Source organism: Saccharothrix carnea, from assembly GCF_003014735.1.
Classification (GTDB): domain Bacteria; phylum Actinomycetota; class Actinomycetes; order Mycobacteriales; family Pseudonocardiaceae; genus Actinosynnema; species Actinosynnema carneum.
In genome coordinates this window covers 530,860-551,012 of sequence record NZ_PYAX01000006.1, presented here as the reverse complement: position 1 = coordinate 551,012, position 20,153 = coordinate 530,860, and the positions used below count along the sequence as shown (strand labels likewise).

The 20,153-nt window shown below is 68.4% G+C and carries 19 protein-coding genes; 9 read left to right on the top strand and 10 right to left on the bottom strand.

Features of this window, described 5'->3' with window-relative positions:
- The first annotated feature begins 10 nt into the window (after positions 1-10).
- Genes B0I31_RS20845 through B0I31_RS20825 form a run of 3 tightly spaced genes read left to right on the top strand, consistent with a single transcriptional unit; the run spans position 11 to position 2,896 of the window.
- Positions 11-559, top strand: a complete 549-nt coding sequence (locus tag B0I31_RS20845; protein ID WP_106616998.1) for a DUF3558 family protein — start codon at positions 11-13, stop codon at positions 557-559.
- A 19-nt stretch (positions 560-578) separates the two neighbouring features.
- Positions 579-2,102 carry a PPE domain-containing protein gene (locus tag B0I31_RS40715; RefSeq protein ID WP_181320258.1) on the top strand — a complete coding sequence of 508 codons (1,524 nt, stop codon included), beginning with the start codon at positions 579-581 and terminating at the stop codon, positions 2,100-2,102.
- On the top strand, positions 2,099-2,896 hold the full coding sequence (locus B0I31_RS20825) for an ESX secretion-associated protein EspG (RefSeq protein ID WP_106616997.1): 798 nt from the start codon (positions 2,099-2,101) through the stop codon (positions 2,894-2,896). Before B0I31_RS40715 ends, B0I31_RS20825 begins: the two co-directional genes overlap by 4 nt.
- A gap of 3 nt (positions 2,897-2,899) precedes the next feature.
- Here B0I31_RS20825 and phoU read toward each other — a convergent pair whose 3' ends face one another.
- The 8 genes from phoU to B0I31_RS20780 all read right to left on the bottom strand — a co-directional run bounded on the left by phoU (position 2,900) and on the right by B0I31_RS20780 (position 11,603).
- Positions 2,900-3,565: a phosphate signaling complex protein PhoU gene (gene phoU / locus B0I31_RS20820; protein WP_106616996.1), complete on the bottom strand. Its 666-nt coding sequence runs from the start codon at positions 3,563-3,565 to the stop codon at positions 2,900-2,902.
- Positions 3,566-3,645: 80 nt separating this feature from the next.
- Positions 3,646-7,002 carry an LCP family protein gene (locus tag B0I31_RS40050; protein WP_146173901.1) on the bottom strand — a complete coding sequence of 1,119 codons (3,357 nt, stop codon included), beginning with the start codon at positions 7,000-7,002 and terminating at the stop codon, positions 3,646-3,648.
- A 210-nt stretch (positions 7,003-7,212) separates the two neighbouring features.
- Entirely contained in the window at positions 7,213-8,076 is an 864-nt protein-coding gene (locus B0I31_RS20805; protein WP_106616993.1) for a GGDEF domain-containing protein, read from the bottom strand.
- Positions 8,077-8,256: 180 nt separating this feature from the next.
- Positions 8,257-8,721: a hypothetical protein gene (locus B0I31_RS20800; RefSeq protein WP_245950127.1), complete on the bottom strand. Its 465-nt coding sequence runs from the start codon at positions 8,719-8,721 to the stop codon at positions 8,257-8,259.
- The gene (gene dusB, locus B0I31_RS20795) at positions 8,714-9,862 is read right to left on the bottom strand and encodes a tRNA dihydrouridine synthase DusB (RefSeq protein ID WP_106616992.1); all 1,149 of its coding nucleotides are present in this window, start codon (positions 9,860-9,862) and stop codon (positions 8,714-8,716) included. The genes B0I31_RS20800 and dusB overlap by 8 nt, the downstream gene beginning before the upstream one ends.
- 12 nt (positions 9,863-9,874) lie before the next feature.
- Complete coding sequence (locus B0I31_RS20790) at positions 9,875-10,594, bottom strand: DUF4937 domain-containing protein (protein WP_181320257.1); 720 nt, start codon at positions 10,592-10,594, stop codon at positions 9,875-9,877.
- Positions 10,591-11,085: a GNAT family N-acetyltransferase gene (locus B0I31_RS20785; protein WP_106616990.1), complete on the bottom strand. Its 495-nt coding sequence runs from the start codon at positions 11,083-11,085 to the stop codon at positions 10,591-10,593. The genes B0I31_RS20790 and B0I31_RS20785 overlap by 4 nt, the downstream gene beginning before the upstream one ends.
- Positions 11,086-11,132: 47 nt before the next feature.
- Positions 11,133-11,603, bottom strand: coding sequence for a superoxide dismutase (locus B0I31_RS20780; RefSeq protein WP_106616989.1), 471 nt, complete (start codon positions 11,601-11,603; stop codon positions 11,133-11,135).
- Between the two features lie 419 nt (positions 11,604-12,022).
- Here B0I31_RS20780 and fxsT point away from each other — a divergent pair, with 419 nt between their 5' ends.
- The 4 genes from fxsT to B0I31_RS20765 all read left to right on the top strand — a co-directional run bounded on the left by fxsT (position 12,023) and on the right by B0I31_RS20765 (position 17,499).
- Positions 12,023-14,623 (top strand): FxSxx-COOH system tetratricopeptide repeat protein, encoded by a 2,601-nt coding sequence (fxsT, locus tag B0I31_RS20775; RefSeq protein ID WP_181320256.1) that lies wholly within the window; start codon positions 12,023-12,025, stop codon positions 14,621-14,623.
- A 503-nt stretch (positions 14,624-15,126) separates the two neighbouring features.
- Complete coding sequence (locus B0I31_RS20770) at positions 15,127-16,269, top strand: DUF262 domain-containing protein (RefSeq protein WP_106616987.1); 1,143 nt, start codon at positions 15,127-15,129, stop codon at positions 16,267-16,269.
- Positions 16,266-16,784 (top strand): HEPN domain-containing protein, encoded by a 519-nt coding sequence (locus B0I31_RS40045; RefSeq protein WP_146173899.1) that lies wholly within the window; start codon positions 16,266-16,268, stop codon positions 16,782-16,784. The genes B0I31_RS20770 and B0I31_RS40045 overlap by 4 nt, the downstream gene beginning before the upstream one ends.
- Positions 16,785-16,851: 67 nt before the next feature.
- Entirely contained in the window at positions 16,852-17,499 is a 648-nt protein-coding gene (locus B0I31_RS20765; protein ID WP_106616986.1) for an HAD family hydrolase, read from the top strand.
- A gap of 9 nt (positions 17,500-17,508) precedes the next feature.
- Here B0I31_RS20765 and B0I31_RS20760 read toward each other — a convergent pair whose 3' ends face one another.
- The gene (locus tag B0I31_RS20760) at positions 17,509-18,957 is read right to left on the bottom strand and encodes a helix-turn-helix domain-containing protein (RefSeq protein ID WP_146173898.1); all 1,449 of its coding nucleotides are present in this window, start codon (positions 18,955-18,957) and stop codon (positions 17,509-17,511) included.
- A gap of 175 nt (positions 18,958-19,132) precedes the next feature.
- Here B0I31_RS20760 and B0I31_RS20750 point away from each other — a divergent pair, with 175 nt between their 5' ends.
- Positions 19,133-19,459 carry a hypothetical protein gene (locus B0I31_RS20750; RefSeq protein WP_106617081.1) on the top strand — a complete coding sequence of 109 codons (327 nt, stop codon included), beginning with the start codon at positions 19,133-19,135 and terminating at the stop codon, positions 19,457-19,459.
- Positions 19,456-19,791: a hypothetical protein gene (locus B0I31_RS20745; RefSeq protein WP_245950124.1), complete on the top strand. Its 336-nt coding sequence runs from the start codon at positions 19,456-19,458 to the stop codon at positions 19,789-19,791. Before B0I31_RS20750 ends, B0I31_RS20745 begins: the two co-directional genes overlap by 4 nt.
- A gap of 127 nt (positions 19,792-19,918) precedes the next feature.
- Here the strand turns inward: B0I31_RS20745 and B0I31_RS20740 are convergent, their stop codons facing one another.
- Positions 19,919-20,098, bottom strand: a complete 180-nt coding sequence (locus B0I31_RS20740; RefSeq protein ID WP_245950122.1) for a hypothetical protein — start codon at positions 20,096-20,098, stop codon at positions 19,919-19,921.
- Between the last annotated feature and the right edge of the window lie 55 nt (positions 20,099-20,153).

Here is a 20,153-nt window from a genome sequence, read left to right as displayed (position 1 = left end):
GTGGAGTCAGTTGATCAAAGGATTGTCGGCTCGCATCGCACTGTCGTTGGCAGTTCTCGGCGCGGTGGCCGCGGGCTGCACGACCGGGGGAACGGCGACGCCTGGACCCACCACAGGGACGACTTCGACTGAGCAGACGTCGAAGTCCACCACCAGCAGCAGCAAGCCGTCTGACGGTGGTGAGTCGCTGGCCGATCTCGATCCGTGCGCGGTTCTCGAGTCGGTGAAGTCCCAGCTAGACCTCTCGAACATCGAGAAGGTGGACGAGAAGGAGTGCGGTGCCGAAGTTTCGACCACCGCTTACTTCGGCCTGACGAAGCAGCCCGAACTCGCAATCGCGGACGCGGTTGGCGACGGCAAGAAGACAGACGTCCCCATCGGCTCGCACAAGGCCAAGCTCGTCGAGGCACCCGCGGGCAAGAACTCCTGTTTGTTGACCATCGAAGTGGCGCCGACGTCCAGGGTCGACATCATCGCCGTAGCCAATGCCTCAGGTGCCGAGGCGTGCGAGCTGGCCACCCGGGTCGCCACCGCCATCGAACCGAAGCTGCCGAAGTAACCCGAGGGGGGAGAACGTCGTGACGCCGCCGAACACGCAGCCGCCGCAGAGCGGCAGCCAGGCTACCCAGGTCACCTACGCCGGGCAGACCGAAGCCGAACTGCGCGCCGAGTACGAGCGCGAACGAGCCGCCAACCCGGGGATCTTCGGCGCCATCACGACGCTCGACGACTACCTGCGCTACAAGCAGCAGTCGGCGCAGTACCAGTCCTCGCAGGAGCAGCAGCTCGAGCAGGTGGTGGAGAACTACCGGCCGCCGCTGAGCCCGCCCGGCGCGTTCTACATGGGGCACGAGCACAAGGCCCTCAAGGACATGGTCACGACGAACATGTCCCCCGGCACGGCCAACGAGCAGGGTGAGGCCTGGACGAAGCTCGGCAACACGCTGGCCGAGCTGCAGTCCAACCTGACCAGCGCCACGACCGCCAGCAAGGGTGCCTGGCAGGGCGCGGCGGCGGAGGCGGCGCAGGGGTACTTCACCAACGTCGCCACCTGGTCCGGCAACGCCGCCCAGGGTGCGCAGCTCACCGGCAACAAGCTGTACGCGCAGAGCCAGGCGGCCGAGACGGCGAAGAACGCGATGCCCGAGCCGGTCGAGTTCAGCACCGCCGACGCCTACAAGATGTTCTTCTCCGAGCCCAACCCGTTCAAGTGGGCCGAGACGATCGACCAGATCGAGCAGAAGTTCGAGGAGAAGCAGCAGGCCCACGAGCGTGCGGCCGAGGTCATGACGACCATGTCCACGAGCTTCCAGGAGTCGGGCTCCACCATGCCCGCCTTCTCCCCTCCGCCGCCCATGGAGGGCTCCGGCGGCAGCGGTGACCCCGGGCAGAACGGCAACGGCCAGATCGGCAGCAGGCCGACCGTGCCCACCGGCACCGGGACGGGCACGGGCACCGGTACCGGGATGGGTGACCTCGGCGTGCCCGGCGGTGGCACCGGCGGCGGCAACACCAACCAGTCCGGCTGGAACGGTCCCGGCGGCGGTGGCAACACGAACCTCCCCGGCGGCGGCGGTGGCGGCGGTGGTGGCGGCAACACCAACATCCCCGGCCCCGGCCCGTACCCGCCCGGCATCTACCCGCCCGGCACCGGCCCCAACAACCGGCCGACGATGCCGCCCGGTGGACGTCCTCCGGGCCCGCCCAACGGTCCCGGTCGCCTCCCCGGCGGCGGAGGCGGTGGTGGAGGCGGCGGCGGTGGTGGCGGTGGCCGCGGCATGGGCGGTCCCGGCGGCATGGCGGCGGCCGGTCGCGGTGGCATGGGCGGCTTCGGCCCCGGCGGCATGGCGGGCACTCTCGGCGAGACCGGCCGGTCCGGCTCCGGTGGCTTCGGCCCCGGCGGCAGCGGTGGCCTGGCCGGCGCCGGCGCGGCGGGCCGCGGTGGTCCCGGTGGCATGGGCGCGGGCATGGGTGCTGGTGCCGGTGGCGCGCGCGGCGGCGGTGACGAGGACAAGGAGCACAAGGCCGCGTCCTACCTGGTGGAGACCGAAGACGTGTTCGGTGACGGCACCATGGTCGCTCCGCCGGTCATCGGCGGGTGAGCGTGTTCTCGTTCGCCCTGTCCTTCGCGGCGGCCGACATGCTCTGGGAAGACCTGAAGCTCGGCAGCCGCCCCTACCCGTTCGAATTCCCCTACCTCGGGCAGACGGTCGACGAGCGGCGCGGCATCCGCAACGCCGTGTACCGCGACCTCGAGTCGCGCGGCCTGGCCAACCGCGGCCGGGTCGCGCCCGAGGTCGAGGAAGCGCTCACCCTGCTGATCCGCTTCGACTACAGCCTCAACGCGGTCGCCTCGCTCGACGCGCGCAACGTCGAGCGCCAACTGCTGGCGCGCGGCGGCGCGTCGGGCGAGACGGCGGCGCTCGCCGTGATGGACGACCGGCAGATCAAGGTCGACCTGATGCGGGCGCCCGCGTTGCTGCGCACCGTCGTGGACCTCGTCCCGCCGTCACGGCCGGGTCCTGGCCAGTCGATCACCGTGCCGATGCCGACATCCGCACCACCGCCGCCCCCGCGCCGGGACGACGACTTCGGCAGCGCCACGTTCACCCAGGCCATGGCGCCGCGCTCTTCCGCGTCCACGCAGGTCCGCGCGCTGGAAGCCGTGTTCGAACGCCCCCGGCTGCGGGCCGGCCAGTTCGGCGTCACGGTGCGCGGCAGGCACGGCCGGGAGCAGCGCGCGCCGCAGGTCGCGTGGTTCGACAACGACCAGGGCCGCTACATGTCGCAGACGCGGGAGGGGCAGGACGGCCGGAAGTGGCTCACCCACGCCCCCGCCGACAACGCGCGCATCGCCGCCCAGCTCGCGCAGGAGCTGAACGGCCTGCTCAACTGACGGTCAGGCGCCCGGGTCGCCGTGGTAGCCGGGCATCCGCCCGGTGACCACGAAGACGGTGCGCTTGGCCACCGACACTGCGTGGTCGGCGAACCGCTCGTAGAACCGGCCCAGCAGCGTGGTGTCCACCGCGGACGGCACGCCGTGCTGCCAGTCCTTGTCCATGATCACCGTGAACAGGTGCCGGTGCAGGTCGTCCATCGCGTCGTCGGCGTCCTCGAGCGACCGCGCCCGCTGCACGTCCTGCGTGCGGATGATGTCGGTCGCCTCACGCGCCAGCTCGACCGCGATGCGGCCCATCTCGGCGAAGTACGGCCGCACCGTGTCGGGCAGCACGGGGTTCGGGTGCCTGCGGCGCGCGGCCTTGGCCACGTGCAGCGCCAGGTCGCCCATCCGCTCGACGCTCTCGGCCGCGTGGATGACCGCGAGCACGATGCGCAGGTCGGTCGCGACCGGTGCCTGCAACGCCAGCAGCGCGTACGCCTGCTCCTCGATGCCGGCGCGCACGTCGTCGATCTTGGCGTCGTCGCCGATCACCTGCTCGGCCAGGGCGAGGTCCGCCCCGAGCAGGGAAGCGGTCGCCCGCTCCATCGCGTCACCGGCCATGCCGCACATGTCGGCGAGCTGGTCGGCGAGTTGTCCGAGCTGGTCGTGGTAGGCCTCACGCATGGGCGTCAGCCTACGGTGAGGTCATCGCGGTAGCGACCCGCCCCGGTGAACCGGGCGTGAACCCAAGACGTCCAGTCGACTCACGCACACGGGTCCTTGGCGGCGTTGACCACTTCCAGCTTCTCCGGCGGTGCGGCCTTGCCCGGGTCGCTGCCGGGTGCTTGCGGCGCGAGGATCTCCTCGTCCCAGCCTGGCCCGATCAGCAGCTGCACCGCGCCACCCATGTTCTGCTGGAACTGCAGCGTCGCACCGGGCACCGAGGACGCCAGCGTCGTCGCCGCGTCCTCCCCGCCGACGCCGTACAGGATCACGGTCTTCTCGGCGGCCGGCGCGTCACCCGGGAGGACGACGTCGTAGCCGAGTTGCCGCAACGCGTCGGTGGTCCGGCGGGCGGCGCCCGCGTTGTCCGGGTCGCCGTTGCGCACCTGGATCTTGATGCCCTTGTGGTCGATGACCTTGCCCTGCTTCGGGCCGGGCGGCGGCGAGGCGGCCTGCGTCTGGCCGGCGGCCTGGTTCTGGTCCGCCGGCGCGTTGTCCGGGGTCTCCTCCGGCAGCGGCGTGCCGTCGATGATCGCCTGGAACAACGCCTTGGTGTCGGCTTCCTTCAACAGCTCCTGGTTGTCGTCGTTGGACTTCGTCGGGCCCTCGGACGTCTCGTGCGGGATGGTCACGAAGGTGACCCGGCCCGCTTCCAGGCTCTGCAACGACTGCGCCAGCGTCAGCATGTCGTTCACGCCGATGTTCTGGCCGACAGCGGCCGCGGCGAACGCGTTGAGGAACGCGTTGAGCTTGCCCGGGTTCAGCAGGATCTCCGACGACAAAGCCTTGCGCAGCAAGGAGGACAGGAACTGCTGCTGCCGGTTGACGCGGTCGAAGTCCGTCTTGTTCTCGCCGGAGACCTTGCGTGCCCGCACGTAGTCCAGGGCCTTGGTGCCGTCGATCTCGAACCGGCCCGCCTGGTCGAAGATCACGCCGAGCTCGTCGTCCTTCATCGGCTTCGGCACGCACACCGGGACGGTGCCGATGGCGTCGACCATGCCCTTGAAACCGTTGAAGTCGACGCTGATGAAGTGGTTGATCTCCAACCCGGTCAGCTCGGTCATGAACTTGCTGACGCACTTCGGGCCGCCGACCGCGTACGGCTCGTTGGCCTTCACGTCCTCCTCGGCGTCCAGCTGCTCGCCGGTGTACTCGCCGGTGCCCGGGTCCCACTTCTCGCACTGGGGCCGCTTGATCAGCAGGTCACGCGGCACGGAGACGACGACCATGCGCTTACGGTCGGCCGGGATGTGCGCGAGCATCAGCACGTCCGAGCGCGCGCCCGGCTCGAAGTTCGCGTCGCCGACGCCGTCCTCCGGCCTCGCGCCAGCCCGGGTGTCGGAGCCGACGATGAGGAAGTTCTCGTCGCCGAGCTGCTTCTCCGCCTCGTGCACCGCGGCGGAGTTCTGGTTCAGCGCGTCGATCTCGGGGATCTTGCTGTCGATGTAGAACATCGCGCCCCAGCCGAGACCGGTGGACACGAACACCAGCACGGCGGCGGCCAGCGCGACGACCTTGATCGTGCGCACGATCTTGCTGTGCTTGGCCGTGCGACCGCGGCGCCGGGGGCCGTCGTCGTCGGGGCTCTCTACCGGCGAGGCGTACTCGGTGGCGTCCTCGTCGTGGTCGGCCTTCCACGGCATGAGCTTCTGGCGGCGTTCCTTGCGCAGGCGTTCCTGCTCGGCCAGCTCGTCGTGGACGGCGGAGAAGCGGGCCAGGGTGTGGTCGACCTCGCGACGTTTCTTGACGTCGTCGCTGATGGCCTCCATCTCCGTGGTGAGGCTCGCCGGGTCGATGGCCTCGCGCGGCTCCGGGCCGCTGCCGTTGAGGCCACCGTTGAGGCGGTCGGCGATGACGGGTGGTGCCTGGTCGGGCGCGGGGGCGCCGTCGTCGGCGAACCTGCGGCCGGGCGCGTCACCGGGCCGCGGACCGTCCACAGGGCCGTCCGCCAGGCGACGGGGGCCCGCACCGTCGACGGGCACCGGAGGGCCGTCCGCGAGACGGCGCGGGCCGTCGACCGGTGGGACGGGTGGGCCATCGGCGAGGCGGCGCGGGCCCTCCGCGGGACGGCGGGGGTCGACGGCGAGGTCGTCGGGAGCGGGACGGGGGCGCCGGCCGGGCCGGGGCCCGCCGGTCACGTCGTGCGGGCCGCTGCCGTCCGCGAGGCGGCGGGGCGCGTCGCCGACCGGGGCGTCGGGGCGTGGGCGCGGTCCGCTGCCGTCAGGCAGGCGGCGGGAGCCATCGGCCGGGATGCCGGGGCGGGGCCGTTGGCCGGTGTGCTCGCCGGGACGGGGCCCGTCCGCGAGCCGCCTGCCGATGCCCTCGGCCGCCGCGCCCTCGGCGGCGGCGCGGCGTCCGGGCGGTCCGACCTCGTCCGGCCTCCGGCGGTGGCCGTCGACCGGGTCTTCCGGTCGTTGCCGGGGTCCGCTGCTGTCCGGCAGGCGCCGGGGCGCGTCCTCGGGGCGTGGGCGCGGCCCACTGCCCTCGGCGAGGCGGCGCGGTGCGTCGGGAGCCAGGTCTTCGGGGCGCGGACGGGGTCCGCTGCCGTCTGCCGATCGGCGAGGCGTGTCCGGTGCGAGGCCTTCGGGCCGCGGACGAGGTCCGCTGCCGTCCGGGAGCCGTCGACCCGGCGGGGTGCCGGGTACGTCCGGGCGCGGGCGCTGGCCGGTGCCTTCGGCGGGGCGTCGTGCCGCGGCGGGGTCCGAGGGGACGCGTGGGCCGTCTTCGGGACGGGGCCTGCCGTTGGCGGGGAAGCGCCTGCTCGGCTCGCCGGGTACCTCGCCGGGAGCCGCGGGGCGCGGTGGCGCGGGACGCCTCGGGTCGAGGTCGTCCGGTCGGCCGGCGTAACCGTTCGCGGTGCCGTTCGGCGGCGGGGGCGTGGGCCGGGGGCGTGCGGGCGGCTCCTCGGGACGGCGGCGGGTGCCGGTGTCCTCCGGCACGGGGCGCGGCGTCCGGGTGCCGGTGCCCTCGCCCGCGGCGGCGAAGAAGTCGTTGGCGGGCGGTGCCGGGGGTGCGGTCGGGCGTCGGCCCGCGGTGGGCGGTGCGCCGTTCGCGGGCGGCCTCGGGCGGGTGCCGGTGTCCTCCGGCGCCGGAGGTGCCTGCCTGCGCGGCGGTTCCGGCGCGGCGCGGCGACCGGTGCCCTCGGGGGCGTGCCTGCCGTTCTGGGGCGGGGCGGGTCTGCGGGGCGGCTCCGGCTCGGGCGCGGCGCGCCTGCCGGTGTCCGACTGACCGGGCGGGACCGGGCGTGGGATGTTCGTGCGGCTGTGCTGCTCCAGCAGGTCGGACACGCTCAGCCCGCCACCGTCCAGCGACCTGCGGCGACGACCGGTCGGCTGGTCTTCCTGCGGTGCCTGGTCACCTCCGGGTCCGGGGCCGCCACGGCGGGGCTCGTCGGGCACCCGGTCTCCCTTCAGCTTCGGTCACTAGTCGCTCGTCATCACGAGTTGACGACGGCAAGGACACATTGGTTGCACCAACGGCGTGTCACTTGCCTTGGCGATACTACGGATGACCGCCAGTCCTGACGACCACTCCCGGTGATACAGGGGTCGGCAGTACTCGGTTGCGCGCAGCAGACTACGTCCGAAAGGGTGAGTTGCCGTTCGGTGTCAGTAACCGACGACCCTCGATTCAGCTATACCGCGTCGCCCGGAAGCGGCACCCGCGAGGAGCACCCGTCCGTTCTCGCGGTAGGCGACGGCGTTCCGTCCTGACTGCTTGGCGGTGTAGAGCAGGCTGTCCGCGTGCAGCAGCTGTTGCTCCGGCGCGACCGGCGGACGTGTCGGCGACCCCGGCGCGGGCGGCTCATAGGCCAACCCGATGCTGACGGTCACTCGCAATCCGGGCGCGAGGGAAGCCCAGGCGTGACGCTCGACACGCAACCGGGCCGCCTCGGCGATCTCCACCGCCGGCGCGGGTTCCACGCCGGGCAGCACGAGCACGAACTCCTCGCCGCCGTAACGGGCGCAGAAACCGCCCTCCGGCAACTCCTCCTGCAACAGCTCGACCACGCGCTGCAACACCCGGTCACCCAACAGGTGCCCGAACGTGTCATTCACCTGCTTGAACCAGTCCAGGTCGATCAACGCGATCGCGAGGCCCGCCGCGGTCGAACCGCGCTCGGCGACCATGTCGAGCAGTCGCTCGTCCAGGTACCGGCGGTTGTAGCTGTCGGTGAGGCTGTCGCGCAGGCTCTGCTCACGTGCCTCGGCGTGCTCGCGGCGCAGCCGGTCGACCTCGCGGCGCAGCTGCTCGGGCACCCGCGGCGGGTCGTCCTGATCGGCGTAGACCAGGTCGAACGCGGACCGCAGGTGCTGGTAGGCCTGCCGCCACTGGCCACGGGAGGCGAGCAGCGCGGCGATCGACTCGTGCAGCTGCACCAGGCCGGTGCCCTCGCTGTCGGCCGCGGGCAGGACTGTTCCGGGCTGGCCGTCGCTGCCGGATTCGGCGACTTCGGGCCGCAGTGCGGTCATCGCGCTCACCTCCCTACTTGCCAAGGTGTCGTCTGATACGAGGCGACGCTTGAGCCGGCAGGACGCGTCACTGAAGGATTTCCCTCGACTGGTTGACCCTGCACTGCTCCGAACTGGTGACAATCGGTGATCAGATCGCCTGGAAGTTAGCCGAGCGTGGTCAACCGGCTCGGCGTCACCTCAATTGACGCACGGTGCGAAGCCGTAGGCCTTGCCGTTGAGCAGCACGACGTGCTGCGAGCCGATCTGGCTGCCGATCTCGGAGCCCTCCTGCACGACGGTCAGCGTGACCGCGACGACGAGCACCACGCCGCGCGGGTGCTCGTCCGCGCCGGGCGGCGTCCACGCCGGGTCCAGGCGCAGCGTCGACATGGTCGGCTGCACCTTGATCGTGCCCGCGGGCAGTTCGCAGTCCTCGTCGCGGAAATCCGGGTGCTGGGTGTCCTTGAGCAGGTCGCGCTGCTCGGTCGTGCCCTGCCCGCCCGCCTCGTTGAGGTCGGCGAAGTAGCCCGACACCAGTTCCCGCTCCACGTCGGTGACCTGGAGGGGACGGGCGGTCCCGGTCGTCGCCGCGCCGCAGCCGGCCAGCAGCAGCGCACCGAGGGCGCACGTCAGCGCCATCACGGCGCGCACCACGTCAGCCACCCGAGTGCAGCTCGTCGGCGCCCTCGGGCACGGTGGCGTCCTCCGGGTCGTCCAGCCAGCCCTCGGGCAGCACGACCTTGCCGGGCGAGCCCTGCCTGCCGCGCGGCTCGTCGGCGTTGTCCGGGAACTCCAGCGCGGGGTCGAGCCTGCCGACCAGGTCGTCCAGCTCGGCGAGGGTGGAGACCATGGCGAGGGCGCGCCGCAGCTCGGCGCCGACCGGGAAGCCCTTCAGGTACCAGGCCATGTGCTTGCGCAGGTCGCGCAGGCCCTTGTCCTCGCCCAGGAACTCCGCGAGTAGCACGCCGTGGCGCCGCAGGATGTCCGCGACCTCGCCCAGCCGGGGACCCGGTGGGATCGGCTCGCCCCGGAACGCCGCCTGGAGCTCGCCGAACAGCCACGGCCTGCCGAGGCAGCCGCGTCCGACGACCACGCCGTCGCAGCCGGTCCGGGCGACCATGTCGAGGGCGTCGCGGGCGCTGAAGATGTCACCGTTGCCGAGCACGGGGATGCCGGTGACGGCCTCCTTCAGCCGGGCGATGGCGGACCAGTCGGCCCGGCCGGAGTAGCGCTGGGCCGCGGTGCGCGCGTGCAGGGCGACCGCCTGCGCGCCCTCGTCCTCGGCGATGCGGCCCGCGTCGAGGTAGGTGAGGTGGTCGTCGTCGATGCCGATGCGGAACTTGACCGTCACCGGCACCCCGGCGGGTTCCGCGGCACGCACCGCGGCACGCACGATCTGCCGGAACAGCTGCCGCTTGTACGGCAGCGCCGCGCCGCCGCCCTTGCGCGTCACCTTGGGCACCGGGCAGCCGAAGTTCATGTCGACGTGGTCGGCCCGGTCCTCCCCGACGATGATCTTCGTGGCTTCGGACATCGACTTCGGGTCGACGCCGTAGAGCTGCATCGAGCGCGGGCTCTCGTCCGCGCCGAAGGTGATCATCTGCATCGTCTTGGCGTCGCGTTCGACGATCGCCCGGGCGGTGATCATCTCGCAGACGTAGAGCGACGTGGGGCTGCCGAACTCGCGGCAGAGCTGCCGGAAGGCCACGTTGGTGATGCCCGCCATGGGCGCGAGCACGACGGCGGGATCGACCAGGTACCGGCCGATCTTCAAGGGCTTGGTGGCGTGCAGGGCAGTGGACATCGCCGTCCATTGTCACCCAGCCCTGGTAGTGGTGGGTGCCACACGGCGGATGTCGGTGCTCACGCGGTGCGGGCGGACACGCCACGACGGCTCCAGCGCCAGGACGTGGCCGGTCATGGCGGTGAGGTCGGTGGTCACGGCGGCGCGGGTGCGCAGGTCGGGTACCTGCTCGACGTAACGGCGGTGGGTGGCGGTGTCGGGCCAGAACGTGGCGACGAGGTGGCGGTCGGGGGTCAGGCTCGCGACCAGGCCGCCGAGCACGCCGGCCGCCTCCATCGCCGGTGCCCACACCCGGCGTTGGACGTCCGCGAAGTGCTCCTCCGCACCCTCGGCGAGGTGGCAGTCCGCGACCCGCAGCACCGGGCCGTCCATCGCCTCGGCCACGGTCGCCGCCGTGCCGGGCAGGGTGAGCACGCTCTCACCCAGCGCGACCTCGATCCCGCGGTAGCCGCTCGCGTCGGCCAGCGCGTCGTGCCGGTCGCGCAGGAACACCCGGTGGCTGTCGGCGTCCGCCCACAGCGCCAGCACGTGCGCGCGCCCCGTCCGCGGGTCCCAGCCGCCGACCTGCCCGATCAGTCCGGGCTGGTCGGCGACGGCCGTCCACCGCGCCTGGGCCGCGCCGAACGCGTCCCGCGCTCCTGCCGGCACGTCGCACGTGACCCACTTGGCGAGCACCGCGCACCCCCGTCCGTCGATGCCCGATCCTGCGACCTCGTCCGTGCTGGAGGTCAAGCCCGCTGGATCACCACCGCCCAGTCGTGGCACCTCATCCAGCGGCCCGGCGGGTACTCGAAGTCGGCTTCGCCGAGCAGGGTGAAACCGGCCTTGCGGCACACGGCGTTGGACGCCGGGTGGTCCACCGACGGGAACGCGTGCGCCGACCGGTGCGTCCCCTCCGCACCGGCGGCCTCCACCGCGGCCCGCGCCGCCGCCGAGGCCACCCCGCGCCCCTGGAACCCCGGCAGCACGCCCCACCCGACCTCCCACACCACCTCGCCCCGCCACTGCCGCTCCCAGTACCCGACGCTGCCCGCGGGCACGCCGTCGACCTCGACCCGGAACATCCGGCCGTCGCCGAGCACGAGGTAGCGCCGGTGCCGGTCGACGACCTGCTCCTCCGACTCCGGTCCGCCGAGGTGCTCCTTCAGCTCCGGCGCGTTCAGCTGCCGCAGCAGCCCGAGATCACCCTCGGACCACGGCCGGAGGTCGATGGTCGCGGTCATCTGGGCAGGATGCCGGCGGGGTACGACAATTCCGGTGTCCGGCCAGGTCAGAACGGCACGGTGAGGCAGCCGACGCGGGCGCCCGCCGTGCCGGCCTGACCGGGTTCGGTGTGCGTGTGCTCCTCGTGCAGCACGATCGACCCGGCACGCCGTTCCCCGAACTCCCACGGCACCCGCGTCATCGCCGAACCGCGTCCGTGCTCATCGGTGGTGAAGTCCAGCCAGATCTCGTTGCGCGGGTTGGCGAACGCGGGATCCGTCGCCCCGCCCTGGACGTGCTGGTAGTGCGGCCCGGCATCAGCCGGCGCGGGCCCGCAGGGGTTCACGTGCGCGTGCGCGCCGTACTCGCGGTTCGGCAGCAGGCCACTGGTGCGCAACAACACCACCGTGCCGCCGTCCACGGCCCCAGCCACCACCTCCGCCCGCGCACCGGCCGGCACGCGTGCGTCGTAACTGGTCAGTTCCCCGGACACGGACGTGAACGAGGCCACGAGCGCGAGTGCCACAGCAAGGTGCATGCCACCTGCTTATCGCCCACCACCCCCACCCGCCACCTCGATCACCCGTTCCGGTGGAGTTGGCGCGGCCATTTGATTTCCGGGCAGCCGGAATCGAAATGGTGGGCCGCCAGGGACTCGAACCCTGAACCCGAAGGTTCTGGATCTTGCCCGCCCGTTGTCTCTCAATACCTTCCCATACCCGCCACTACCAGCAAGATTTTCAAACGCGAACCACCACTGTGGACCGAACGACGCGGTCCTCTGCCATCGTTAGTCGGGGGTAATCGGGGGAGTCGATCTCGCTGCCGGACCCATAACGATCGGCCCGCCAGCCTGTCCGCACTTATCGGACTTCGTGCGTGCTGTCGGTATCGATGTGTGCTCGATCTGGGCGTGGCTGGTGGAGGCGTGGCCGGTGCTGGGCAGATAGTGGCGCTGTGACACCACGTCGGCGCAACGTCAACCTCGTCGTGTTCGCTCTGCTGGCCGCGATGATCGGCGTGGTGACCAACTACGTCACCGATGAGGTGCCTACCTGGTTCCAGGATCAGACCAGGGTGTGGCTGGTCTTCGCGCTGATTGTAGTGACCTCGATCCTGGCGCAGGTCGTACTCACCCGCGAGAAGCCCGAACCGCTCTCGTTACCGCTGGTAAGGCCCCATTTTCCGGCCACTCCCCGGACGTTGAGGCCTCCGACGTCCTCGGCGTCAGCGTTGCGTGGGAGGGATCGGACGCTGGAGGACATCCGGTCGGTGCTGGACGCTCCGGCGGGTCGTTTCGTGGTGGTGTGTGGTTCAGGGGGCATGGGTAAGACGGCGTTGGCGGTACGTGTGGCCGAGGAAGCCGCCCAGCGTGGTCGTCCGGTGTTCTGGATTCGGTGGCGTGGTGAGGGGTCGTCGGAGGGCCGGTCCGGTGAGGAGTTGCTGGCCGCGCAGATGGTCCAGGTCGCGATCACGCTGGGGTTGCCGGAAGGCGAGGCCGGCGCGGTTCAGCAGTCCGGCGGCAGTCTGGTCGATCTTGTATGGGGTTATCTGGAACGGACGCCGGGTTGGGTGCTCGTGATCGACAATGCCGACCGACCCGAGGGCCTGGGTATTGAAGGGCCGGTCGGCGAGCACCGAGGCTGGATCAGACCTGGCGGCGCAGGGCTGCTGTTGTTGACCAGTCGAGACCGGTCCCCTGACACGTGGGGCCGCGGCGCGGTGATGGTACGGCTGGAACCGCTGTCCCCCGCCGAAGGTGCCCAGGTACTGCTCGACCTGGCACCCGGCGGCGGCAGCCATGAGGATGCGGAGCGGCTGGCGACGAGACTGGGCGGTCTGCCGTTGGCGCTGCACGCGGCGGGCAAGGCGGTGGCTCAACCGACCGCACGCCTGCGCCGGTTTAACGCGTACCTCGAGGCGCTGGACGACGACACGTCTCGGGTACTGATGTCACCGGACGCGACCGACCCCGAGGCGGCCCGGACGCTGGTCGGGCACACCTGGGAATTGTCCCTGGATCAACTCGCCGCAGAAGGGGCGCCACTGGCAAGGCCGCTGCTGCGGGCCTTGGCGTTGCTGGCCGACGCCCCAATCCCGCGCACCCTGATCACCCCGAGCTTGATCCCGGACACCGCCACCGACACCGCGGTAGGTACTGCCACGATCGATTCGGCTCTGGCAGGTCTAGAACGCTATGGCCTGGTCGACACGCCCCCGCCTGACAGCGTCTCCGAGATCGGATCGGTGACGCTGCATCCCCTCGTCCGGGAAGCCAGCACGATGCTGGTTGTCCGCGACAGCGACATCACCGGGTGGCGCGACACGATCGAGAGCCACCTGATCGAATCGGCCGAATCGTGGACGGCGCAGGGACGGGCAGCCTGGCCGGCAACCCGCCTACTGGCACCGCATCTGCTCTTACTCACGGACATCCACAACGACGACAGCTTCACCCGACTGCGCAATGCCATCGACAACGTCGCGGACGAGTTGGAACGAGCCAACTTGGACACGACAGCGATCACTCTGCGTAGGCACGTGCTTGATGCCGAATCAATCCGATTTGGTCCCGACCACCCCGACACCCTAACCAGTCAGAACAGTCTCGCGCTCGTGCTGGACAGCCTCGGCCGCTACGAGGCAGCTGAGCATCTCCACCGGACCACGCTCACTATTTCCACCCGCGTTCTAGGCCCCGACCACCCCAACACCCTCGACAGTCAGAACAATCTCGCCCTCGTGCTGAACAGCCTCGGCCGCTACGAGGAAGCTGAGCATCTTCACCGCACCACGCTCACCATTCTCACCCGCGTTCTAGGCCCCGACCACCCTGTTACCCTCGCCGGCCAGAACAATCTCGCCAACGTGCTGAAAAACCTCGGCCGCTACGAGGAAGCCGAGCATCTCCACCGCACCACGCTCACCACTCGAACCCGCGTTCTAGGCCCCGACCACCCCAACACCCTAACCAGTCAGAACAATCTCGCCCTCGTGCTGGACAGCCTCGGCCGCTACGAGGAAGCTGAGCATCTTCACCGCACCACGCTCACTATTTTCACACGCGTTCTAGGCCTCGACCACCCCCATGCGCTTAGCAGTCAGAACAATCTAGCCAACGTGCTGGACAGCCTCGGCCGCTACGAGGATGCCGGGTATTTTCACCGCACCACGCTCACCACCCGCACCCGCGTTCTAGGCCCCGACCACCCCGACACCCTCGACAGTCAGAACAATCTCGCCCTCGTGCTGAAAAACCTCGGCCGCTACGAAGAAGCCGAGCATCTCCACCGCACCAGCCTTGACAGTTACACTCGCGTTCTAGGCTCCGACCACCCCGGCACCCTCGCCAGTCAGAATAATCTCGCCAACGTGCTGAACAGCCTCGGCCGCTACGAGGAAGCTGAGCATCTTCACCGCACCACGCTCACCACCCGCACCCGCGTTCTAGGCCCCGACCACCCCGACACCCTTGCCAGCCTCGCGTTGTCGATCGAGCGTCACGCCGCTCGACAAAGAAAGTGGTGGAGTTGGCCCATCCGTCGACGTAGTCGCTGAATAGTGCGAAGACTTTCGACTTGGTGCGACATCGACTGCACTCGGAACCCGTATGCACGTCGGCAAGCCTGTGGGCTGGTCGACGCCGTCAAGGCGTTGAGCTGTCCACAGGCGCGGCAGCTGAGCGCCAAGACCACCCGGCCTAATTGACCACTCGGCGCTCGTCCCATGCCCTCTGCATCTCAGCCGGGTGTGAGCTGAGGTCGGAGGAGGCGACAGCTCGCCGAACTATGCGAAGCAATCTGTAACTCGCGGATCCCTGCGGGGGCCGCTGGCCGTGACCTCCCGCCGTTGTGGGACAGCCTCCGGTGCCTCGCGTGTCGCGCCCGTGGGCCGCCAGGCCCACTTGGGCGCGACCAAGGACATCGCCGGAGGCTGTCCCACAACGGCTCAAAGGACACGAACGGCCAGCGGCCCCCGCAGGGGGCCGCCTTGAACAAGAGAAGAAAGTCTGAACACCTGCGTTGTAGTGGGATGCGCCGTCACAAGGTAGATTGTGATCCATGGAGTCACGTCAAGATGGCATTGCATCAGGGCAAAATTTGCTTGACGAGCAAGAACCTACTCTTCTGACCAACGAAGAGGTGGAAGAACTCGATGAGGCAGAGGCCGAGGTCGAAGGAGTTACTTATTCTGGCGCAGATTTCGACGCGGAAGGTCTAGTTCGTCGACTTTCCCGGGGCGACATAGTAATTCCTAACTTCGGACACGGTGACGCGAGTCTGGAGGTCGAGGCATTTCAGCGTAGTTTTGTATGGCGACGTCCTCAAATGGACCGTTTCATTGAATCGCTTTTGCTCGGATATCCAATTCCGGGGATTATGCTGGTACAGCAAGCGGACAAGCGTTACCTGGTACTCGATGGCCAGCAGCGCCTGAAGACGCTTGAAGCGTTTTACAATGGAATTCATAACAAGGTTGAATTTGTTCTCGATAATGTTGCCAAGCAGTTTAAAGGGCTTACCTATAAATCATTGAACCCCGAACAACGGCGAACCCTGGACAACACTTTCATTACAGCTACAATCGTACGTACTGATGGTACAAAAGAGTCGCTAGAGGCTGTCTATCAAGTCTTCGAGCGCCTAAACTCGGGTGGGACTCAGCTCACTCCACATGAAATCCGAATCGCGCTTTACCCAGGTGCGCTGGTCAATCTTTTGACCCGATTGAATGATCTTGAACCATGGCGAGTTCTATATGGCCCTAAGTCGCCCAGGGTTCGAGACCATGAACTTGTGCTCAGAATTATTGCGCTGTACTCACGGGCGGCCGAATATCATACGCCTCTAAAGAAGTTCCTCAATGACTTTCTTGGGGATCACCGCGAACTTTCAAAGTTGGACGGTGCGGCTCTGGCGCTTCTATTTGAGAAGTCGGCGTATGCGCTTTTTAATGCAGGTGCTCGCCCTATGCTTCGTCGGCCGACTCGGGTTAACGTCGCTCTGCTCGAAGCAGTCTTCGTTGCCACAATGCGACGCTTGGGCTCCGGTATGTCAGATGACCCTGACATCATTCGTAGGGCACTCGACGAACTCGCGACAGATGACAAGTTGATTCCGGCTATCTCTCGTGCGACCGCTCGAGAGGAGAACGTTCGAGACCGCCTGGATCGTGCAAGTCGTGCACTCATGGCGGATGCATGAAGGCATCAGCTTGGCCTCCTTTCGCGCTCGCGAGCCTTGAAAGAAGTCTTGATGCGCTTGTGGAAGCGGTCAAGGATCCCTCGGAACGTAACGACGATGAGCAAATGTGGCTAACTCGTTTTTTGGTGGTTCGTGCTTGCGGATACCTAGAGCAAGTTGTTCACGAAACATCAATAGGATTCCTGCATGAACACGCAGGCGGCACATCTCTTAGCTTCTCTTTGTCATGGATGGCTAGAAGCAGAAACCCTTCCCCTGAGAACTTGACTGCTCTTCTCGGTCGATTCGATCAGACTTGGAAGGACGAGTTTGAAGAATTCATCAATGCGGACGATGGTCACATAAAAGCGGAACTTCATCTTTTGGTCGGGCGTCGAAATCAAATCGCGCACGGGCTTAATGAAGGTCTGAACAGTCGGCGTGCGATCGACCTGGTGAAAATTTCAAAAGAAGTGGCGGATTGGTTCATTAGGCGGCTTAATCCTACGGTTGGCGGTCGATCTTGGCGGCAATAGTTCGAGTGTTGGTACATTCGAAGTTGATAATATTCGGATTGAGTCGCAAAGTTATCTGGGGTATGTCATGGTAACGGCGGTGATGTTTGACGTTGGTGAGACGTTGTTGGACGACTCACGGGAGTGGGGTGCTTGGGCGGACTGGGTTGGAGTCTCTCGGCATACGTTCTCGACGGTGCTGGGGGCGGTGACTGCGGCGGGGCGGGATAACGCGGAGACGTTCCAGTACTTCCGGCCTGGGTTTGATGTGGCTCGGGAGCGGCGGTTGCGGGAGGAGGCTGGGGTTGGGGAGCGCATCGAGGAGGGCGATCTGTACCCGGATGTGCGAGCGGGGTTGACGCGGTTGCGGGAGCTTGGGGTGTGGGTTGGGGTTGCGGGGAACCAGACTGCTCGGGCGGCTGAGTTGCTGCGTGGGTTGAAGTTGCCGGTGGATGGGTTGGCGACGTCTGGCGAGTGGGGCGTGGCCAAGCCTGCGGCGGAGTTCTTCGAGCGGGTGGTGGAGATGACGCCCGTGGCTGCGGCTGGTGATGTGCTCTACGTCGGTGATCACCGGGACAACGATGTTGTGGCGGCGAAGGCGGCTGGGTTGCGTACGGCGTTGATCCGGCGTGGGCCGTGGGGGTACCTGTGGGCGGATGACCCGTTGGTGCGTCGGGATGCCGATTGGGTGATCGACTCTCTGCACGACCTGCCGGAGCTGCTGGCGAACGGCTGACGTAGCCGCTCAGCGAGCGCCCGCCCAGGCGGCCAGGTCGAGTAGGCCGGAGCTGAGTGACGGGTGGGTGCGCAGCAGCACGGATAGGGCTTGGCGGACCTGTGGGTGTGCGCGGACGTGTTCGGGTGCGGCTTGGCGGGCGACTTGCAGGCACAGGTAGGCGTCTTCGTGGCGGCCGAGGTCGAGTTGGGCTCGGGCCAGGTCGATGTAGTAGTGCGAGCGGCGTTCGGCGGGTAGTTCGGCGGGCGGGTGCCAGGTGGAGGCTCGTTGGATGCCTGCTGCGTCGCGTAGTTCGGCGGCAACGGCCAGCTCGTGGATGCGCAGCGATGCGGGGCCGAAGGCGGTGCCGTGGTAGATGCCCTCGGGCGCGGCGTGGGCGGCATAGCGGGCGGTGAGTAGGTGGTCGGCGGCGATGTCGGCTTTGCCTGCTCGGGCGGCGACGACTGCGGCTCGCATGTGGAGTGCACCGAAGGCGGCTGCGGTGGGTGCCTGTTTCAGGTCGCGGGTGGGGAGTTGGTCCGCGGCGTGGTCGAGGGCGCGGGCGGCGGTGTGGAGGTCGCCGCTGGCGAAGAACGTTTCGGTGCGCACGTAGGCCACTGCGGCGGGTAGGAGTGCATTGTCAGACTCGTTCGCGGTCGTGCGCATGAGGTCGATGAGACGGGCCGACAGGTCGAAGTAGCGGTACTTGTAGGCCACGCCGTCGGCGGCGCGTAGGGCCAGGGTCAGCAGGGACGCGACATGGCGGCGGTCGGCTGGGTCGAGGAGTTGGCGGGCTCGGGCCAGTTCGCCGATCAGGGCCGGTAGGTGGCGGACGAGTTCGCCGTAGCGGGCTTCGAGGCGGTGTTCGTTCATGCGGGCGACGTCGGCGGCCAGCTCGGGGAGGCTTCGGGTGGGGCCGTCGTCGGGTAGATCGAGGATGTCGAGCGCGCGGCGTAGGCGTGGGATGCCTACTTGCACGATGTCCAGCTCTTGAGCGGGCTGGGGTGGTGGTTGGTCGACCGGTGCCCATGACTGGTGGGGTGAGTAGGCCGGGCTCGGGTCGACGGTGCGGCTCGCGTACAGGTTGCGGACGTCGTGGACTTCCCGCGCGGTGCCGTCGAACCAGCGGAGGTGGCGCGGGACGTGGAGGGCGTCGCACCAGCGTTCGAGGCGTTCGAGGTCGGTGACCGGGCGGCGGGAGCGTTCGACTTCGCTGACGCGGCCTTGGGTGAGTTCGAGCCAGGCGGCGAGGGTGGCTTGGGGGACGGTCGGGTTCTGTGCCTGGCGGTAGGCGCGGAAGACCTGGCCGATGTTGCGTGACTCGAATGCCTCGCGGAGGGTGGGCTTGGCCCAGAACTCCGGCGGCAGTGTCGGGGCGCGGAGTGTAGAAGCCGCGGTGCAGCGGCCACAGTGTTCGCCCCGGTTGTCACTGGCCAGCAAGGTGTCACACGTGCGGCAGCGTCGCTTGGACGTGGTCACGTGGCCGTTCACCCCCGGTCGAGCTGTGCCTACTTCTGAGTGTAACTCGGTGATTACCGTGCTGACCTGCGGTTAGTGGTGACGCCGATATCTGATCAGCCATTGGTATGGGATCGGTCTTCCTTCCGCGTGAATCTGGTCGAGTAAGTCCCAGGTGTACATGGAGGTCGAACCGATGGGGATGTACTTGCTCCTCCAGCCGGAGGAGGACGCCGAGTCGGCGTTGGTGGAACGGGCACAGGGACATCCGTCCCTGGTGATCACGTCCGGTGACGCGCGGCTGACGGTGCAGATCGCCGGGCGTGAGGGCGGTGCGCAGCTGGCGATCAGCTTCGCGCGTGAGCTGGCCCAGTCGGCCACGCAGTTCGCCGACCGCTGCGAAGCGCTCACCAAGCTCGCACCGCTCGACTTCGAGCACTTGAGCGCCCTGGTGAACACGACTCCCGACGAGGTGAACGCGCTGACGGCTTTGAAGCGTGAGGACGGGGAGGTCGGCCAGTGAACGAGGTCGAGGACTTGAAGCCGTTGTGCGGTGAAGTGGAGTTCTCGGGGCTGCTGGACACGATGGTGACGACGGCCCCGCCGCGAGTGTTCGCCGTGGTGCAGGAGTTCGGTGAACGCGTGGACGCGTGGGTCGCCGCATGGGGCTTTGCATTCGAAGACCGTGCGGAGGTTTTCGCAGTGGATGACCACTCCCGCATGAGTCTGGGAAAGCCCGAGAACGCCTTGCACCTGTTCAGCAGCAGGCGCCACCAACTGAGGGCGCGACTGGTCTGGTTGCCCGACATCGGCGAACGTCTGGAGACAGCGGAGGTGGCTGCCTGCTCGGCGTAGCGGCGGAGGTCCGGGGTTCGGCGGGAACGGCAAGGGGGCGTGGTGTCTGAAGAGGACGACTGGACGGCGGAGGACTGGCGGGATCTCCACGCCCAAGCCTCCGAACTCCTGGTGCGCCTGGAAGAACTCAGTGATCGGTTGAGTCGGGTCGAGGCTCGTCTTGCGTGGTCCCGAAAACCTCAGCCTCGACAGCGGCGACGCGCTGGCTGAGGTCGTCCAGGACCGAGTTGATGCGGTCGAACATCTGCCGAAGCTCATGCGGTGAGGGCACGTCGTCCCCCGCATGGGCTTCGGGCTTCTTCACCACGATGGTGCCCTCGCCCTGCCGGGAGATGACCAGCCCTTCGTTGCGGAGCTGGTCC

Coding starts and splice junctions, on each gene's coding strand:
- B0I31_RS40045 (WP_146173899.1), top strand. CDS start 16,266: ATGAAGGCATCAGCTTGGCCTCCTTTCGCGCTCGCGAGCCTTGAAAGA.
- phoU (WP_106616996.1), bottom strand. CDS start 3,565: ATGCGTGAGGCCTACCACGACCAGCTCGGACAACTCGCCGACCAGCTC.
- B0I31_RS20765 (WP_106616986.1), top strand. CDS start 16,852: ATGGTAACGGCGGTGATGTTTGACGTTGGTGAGACGTTGTTGGACGAC.
- B0I31_RS20785 (WP_106616990.1), bottom strand. CDS start 11,085: ATGACCGCGACCATCGACCTCCGGCCGTGGTCCGAGGGTGATCTCGGG.
- dusB (WP_106616992.1), bottom strand. CDS start 9,862: ATGTCCACTGCCCTGCACGCCACCAAGCCCTTGAAGATCGGCCGGTAC.
- B0I31_RS20770 (WP_106616987.1), top strand. CDS start 15,127: ATGGAGTCACGTCAAGATGGCATTGCATCAGGGCAAAATTTGCTTGAC.
- B0I31_RS20750 (WP_106617081.1), top strand. CDS start 19,133: ATGGGGATGTACTTGCTCCTCCAGCCGGAGGAGGACGCCGAGTCGGCG.
- B0I31_RS20805 (WP_106616993.1), bottom strand. CDS start 8,076: ATGACCGCACTGCGGCCCGAAGTCGCCGAATCCGGCAGCGACGGCCAG.
- B0I31_RS20780 (WP_106616989.1), bottom strand. CDS start 11,603: ATGCACCTTGCTGTGGCACTCGCGCTCGTGGCCTCGTTCACGTCCGTG.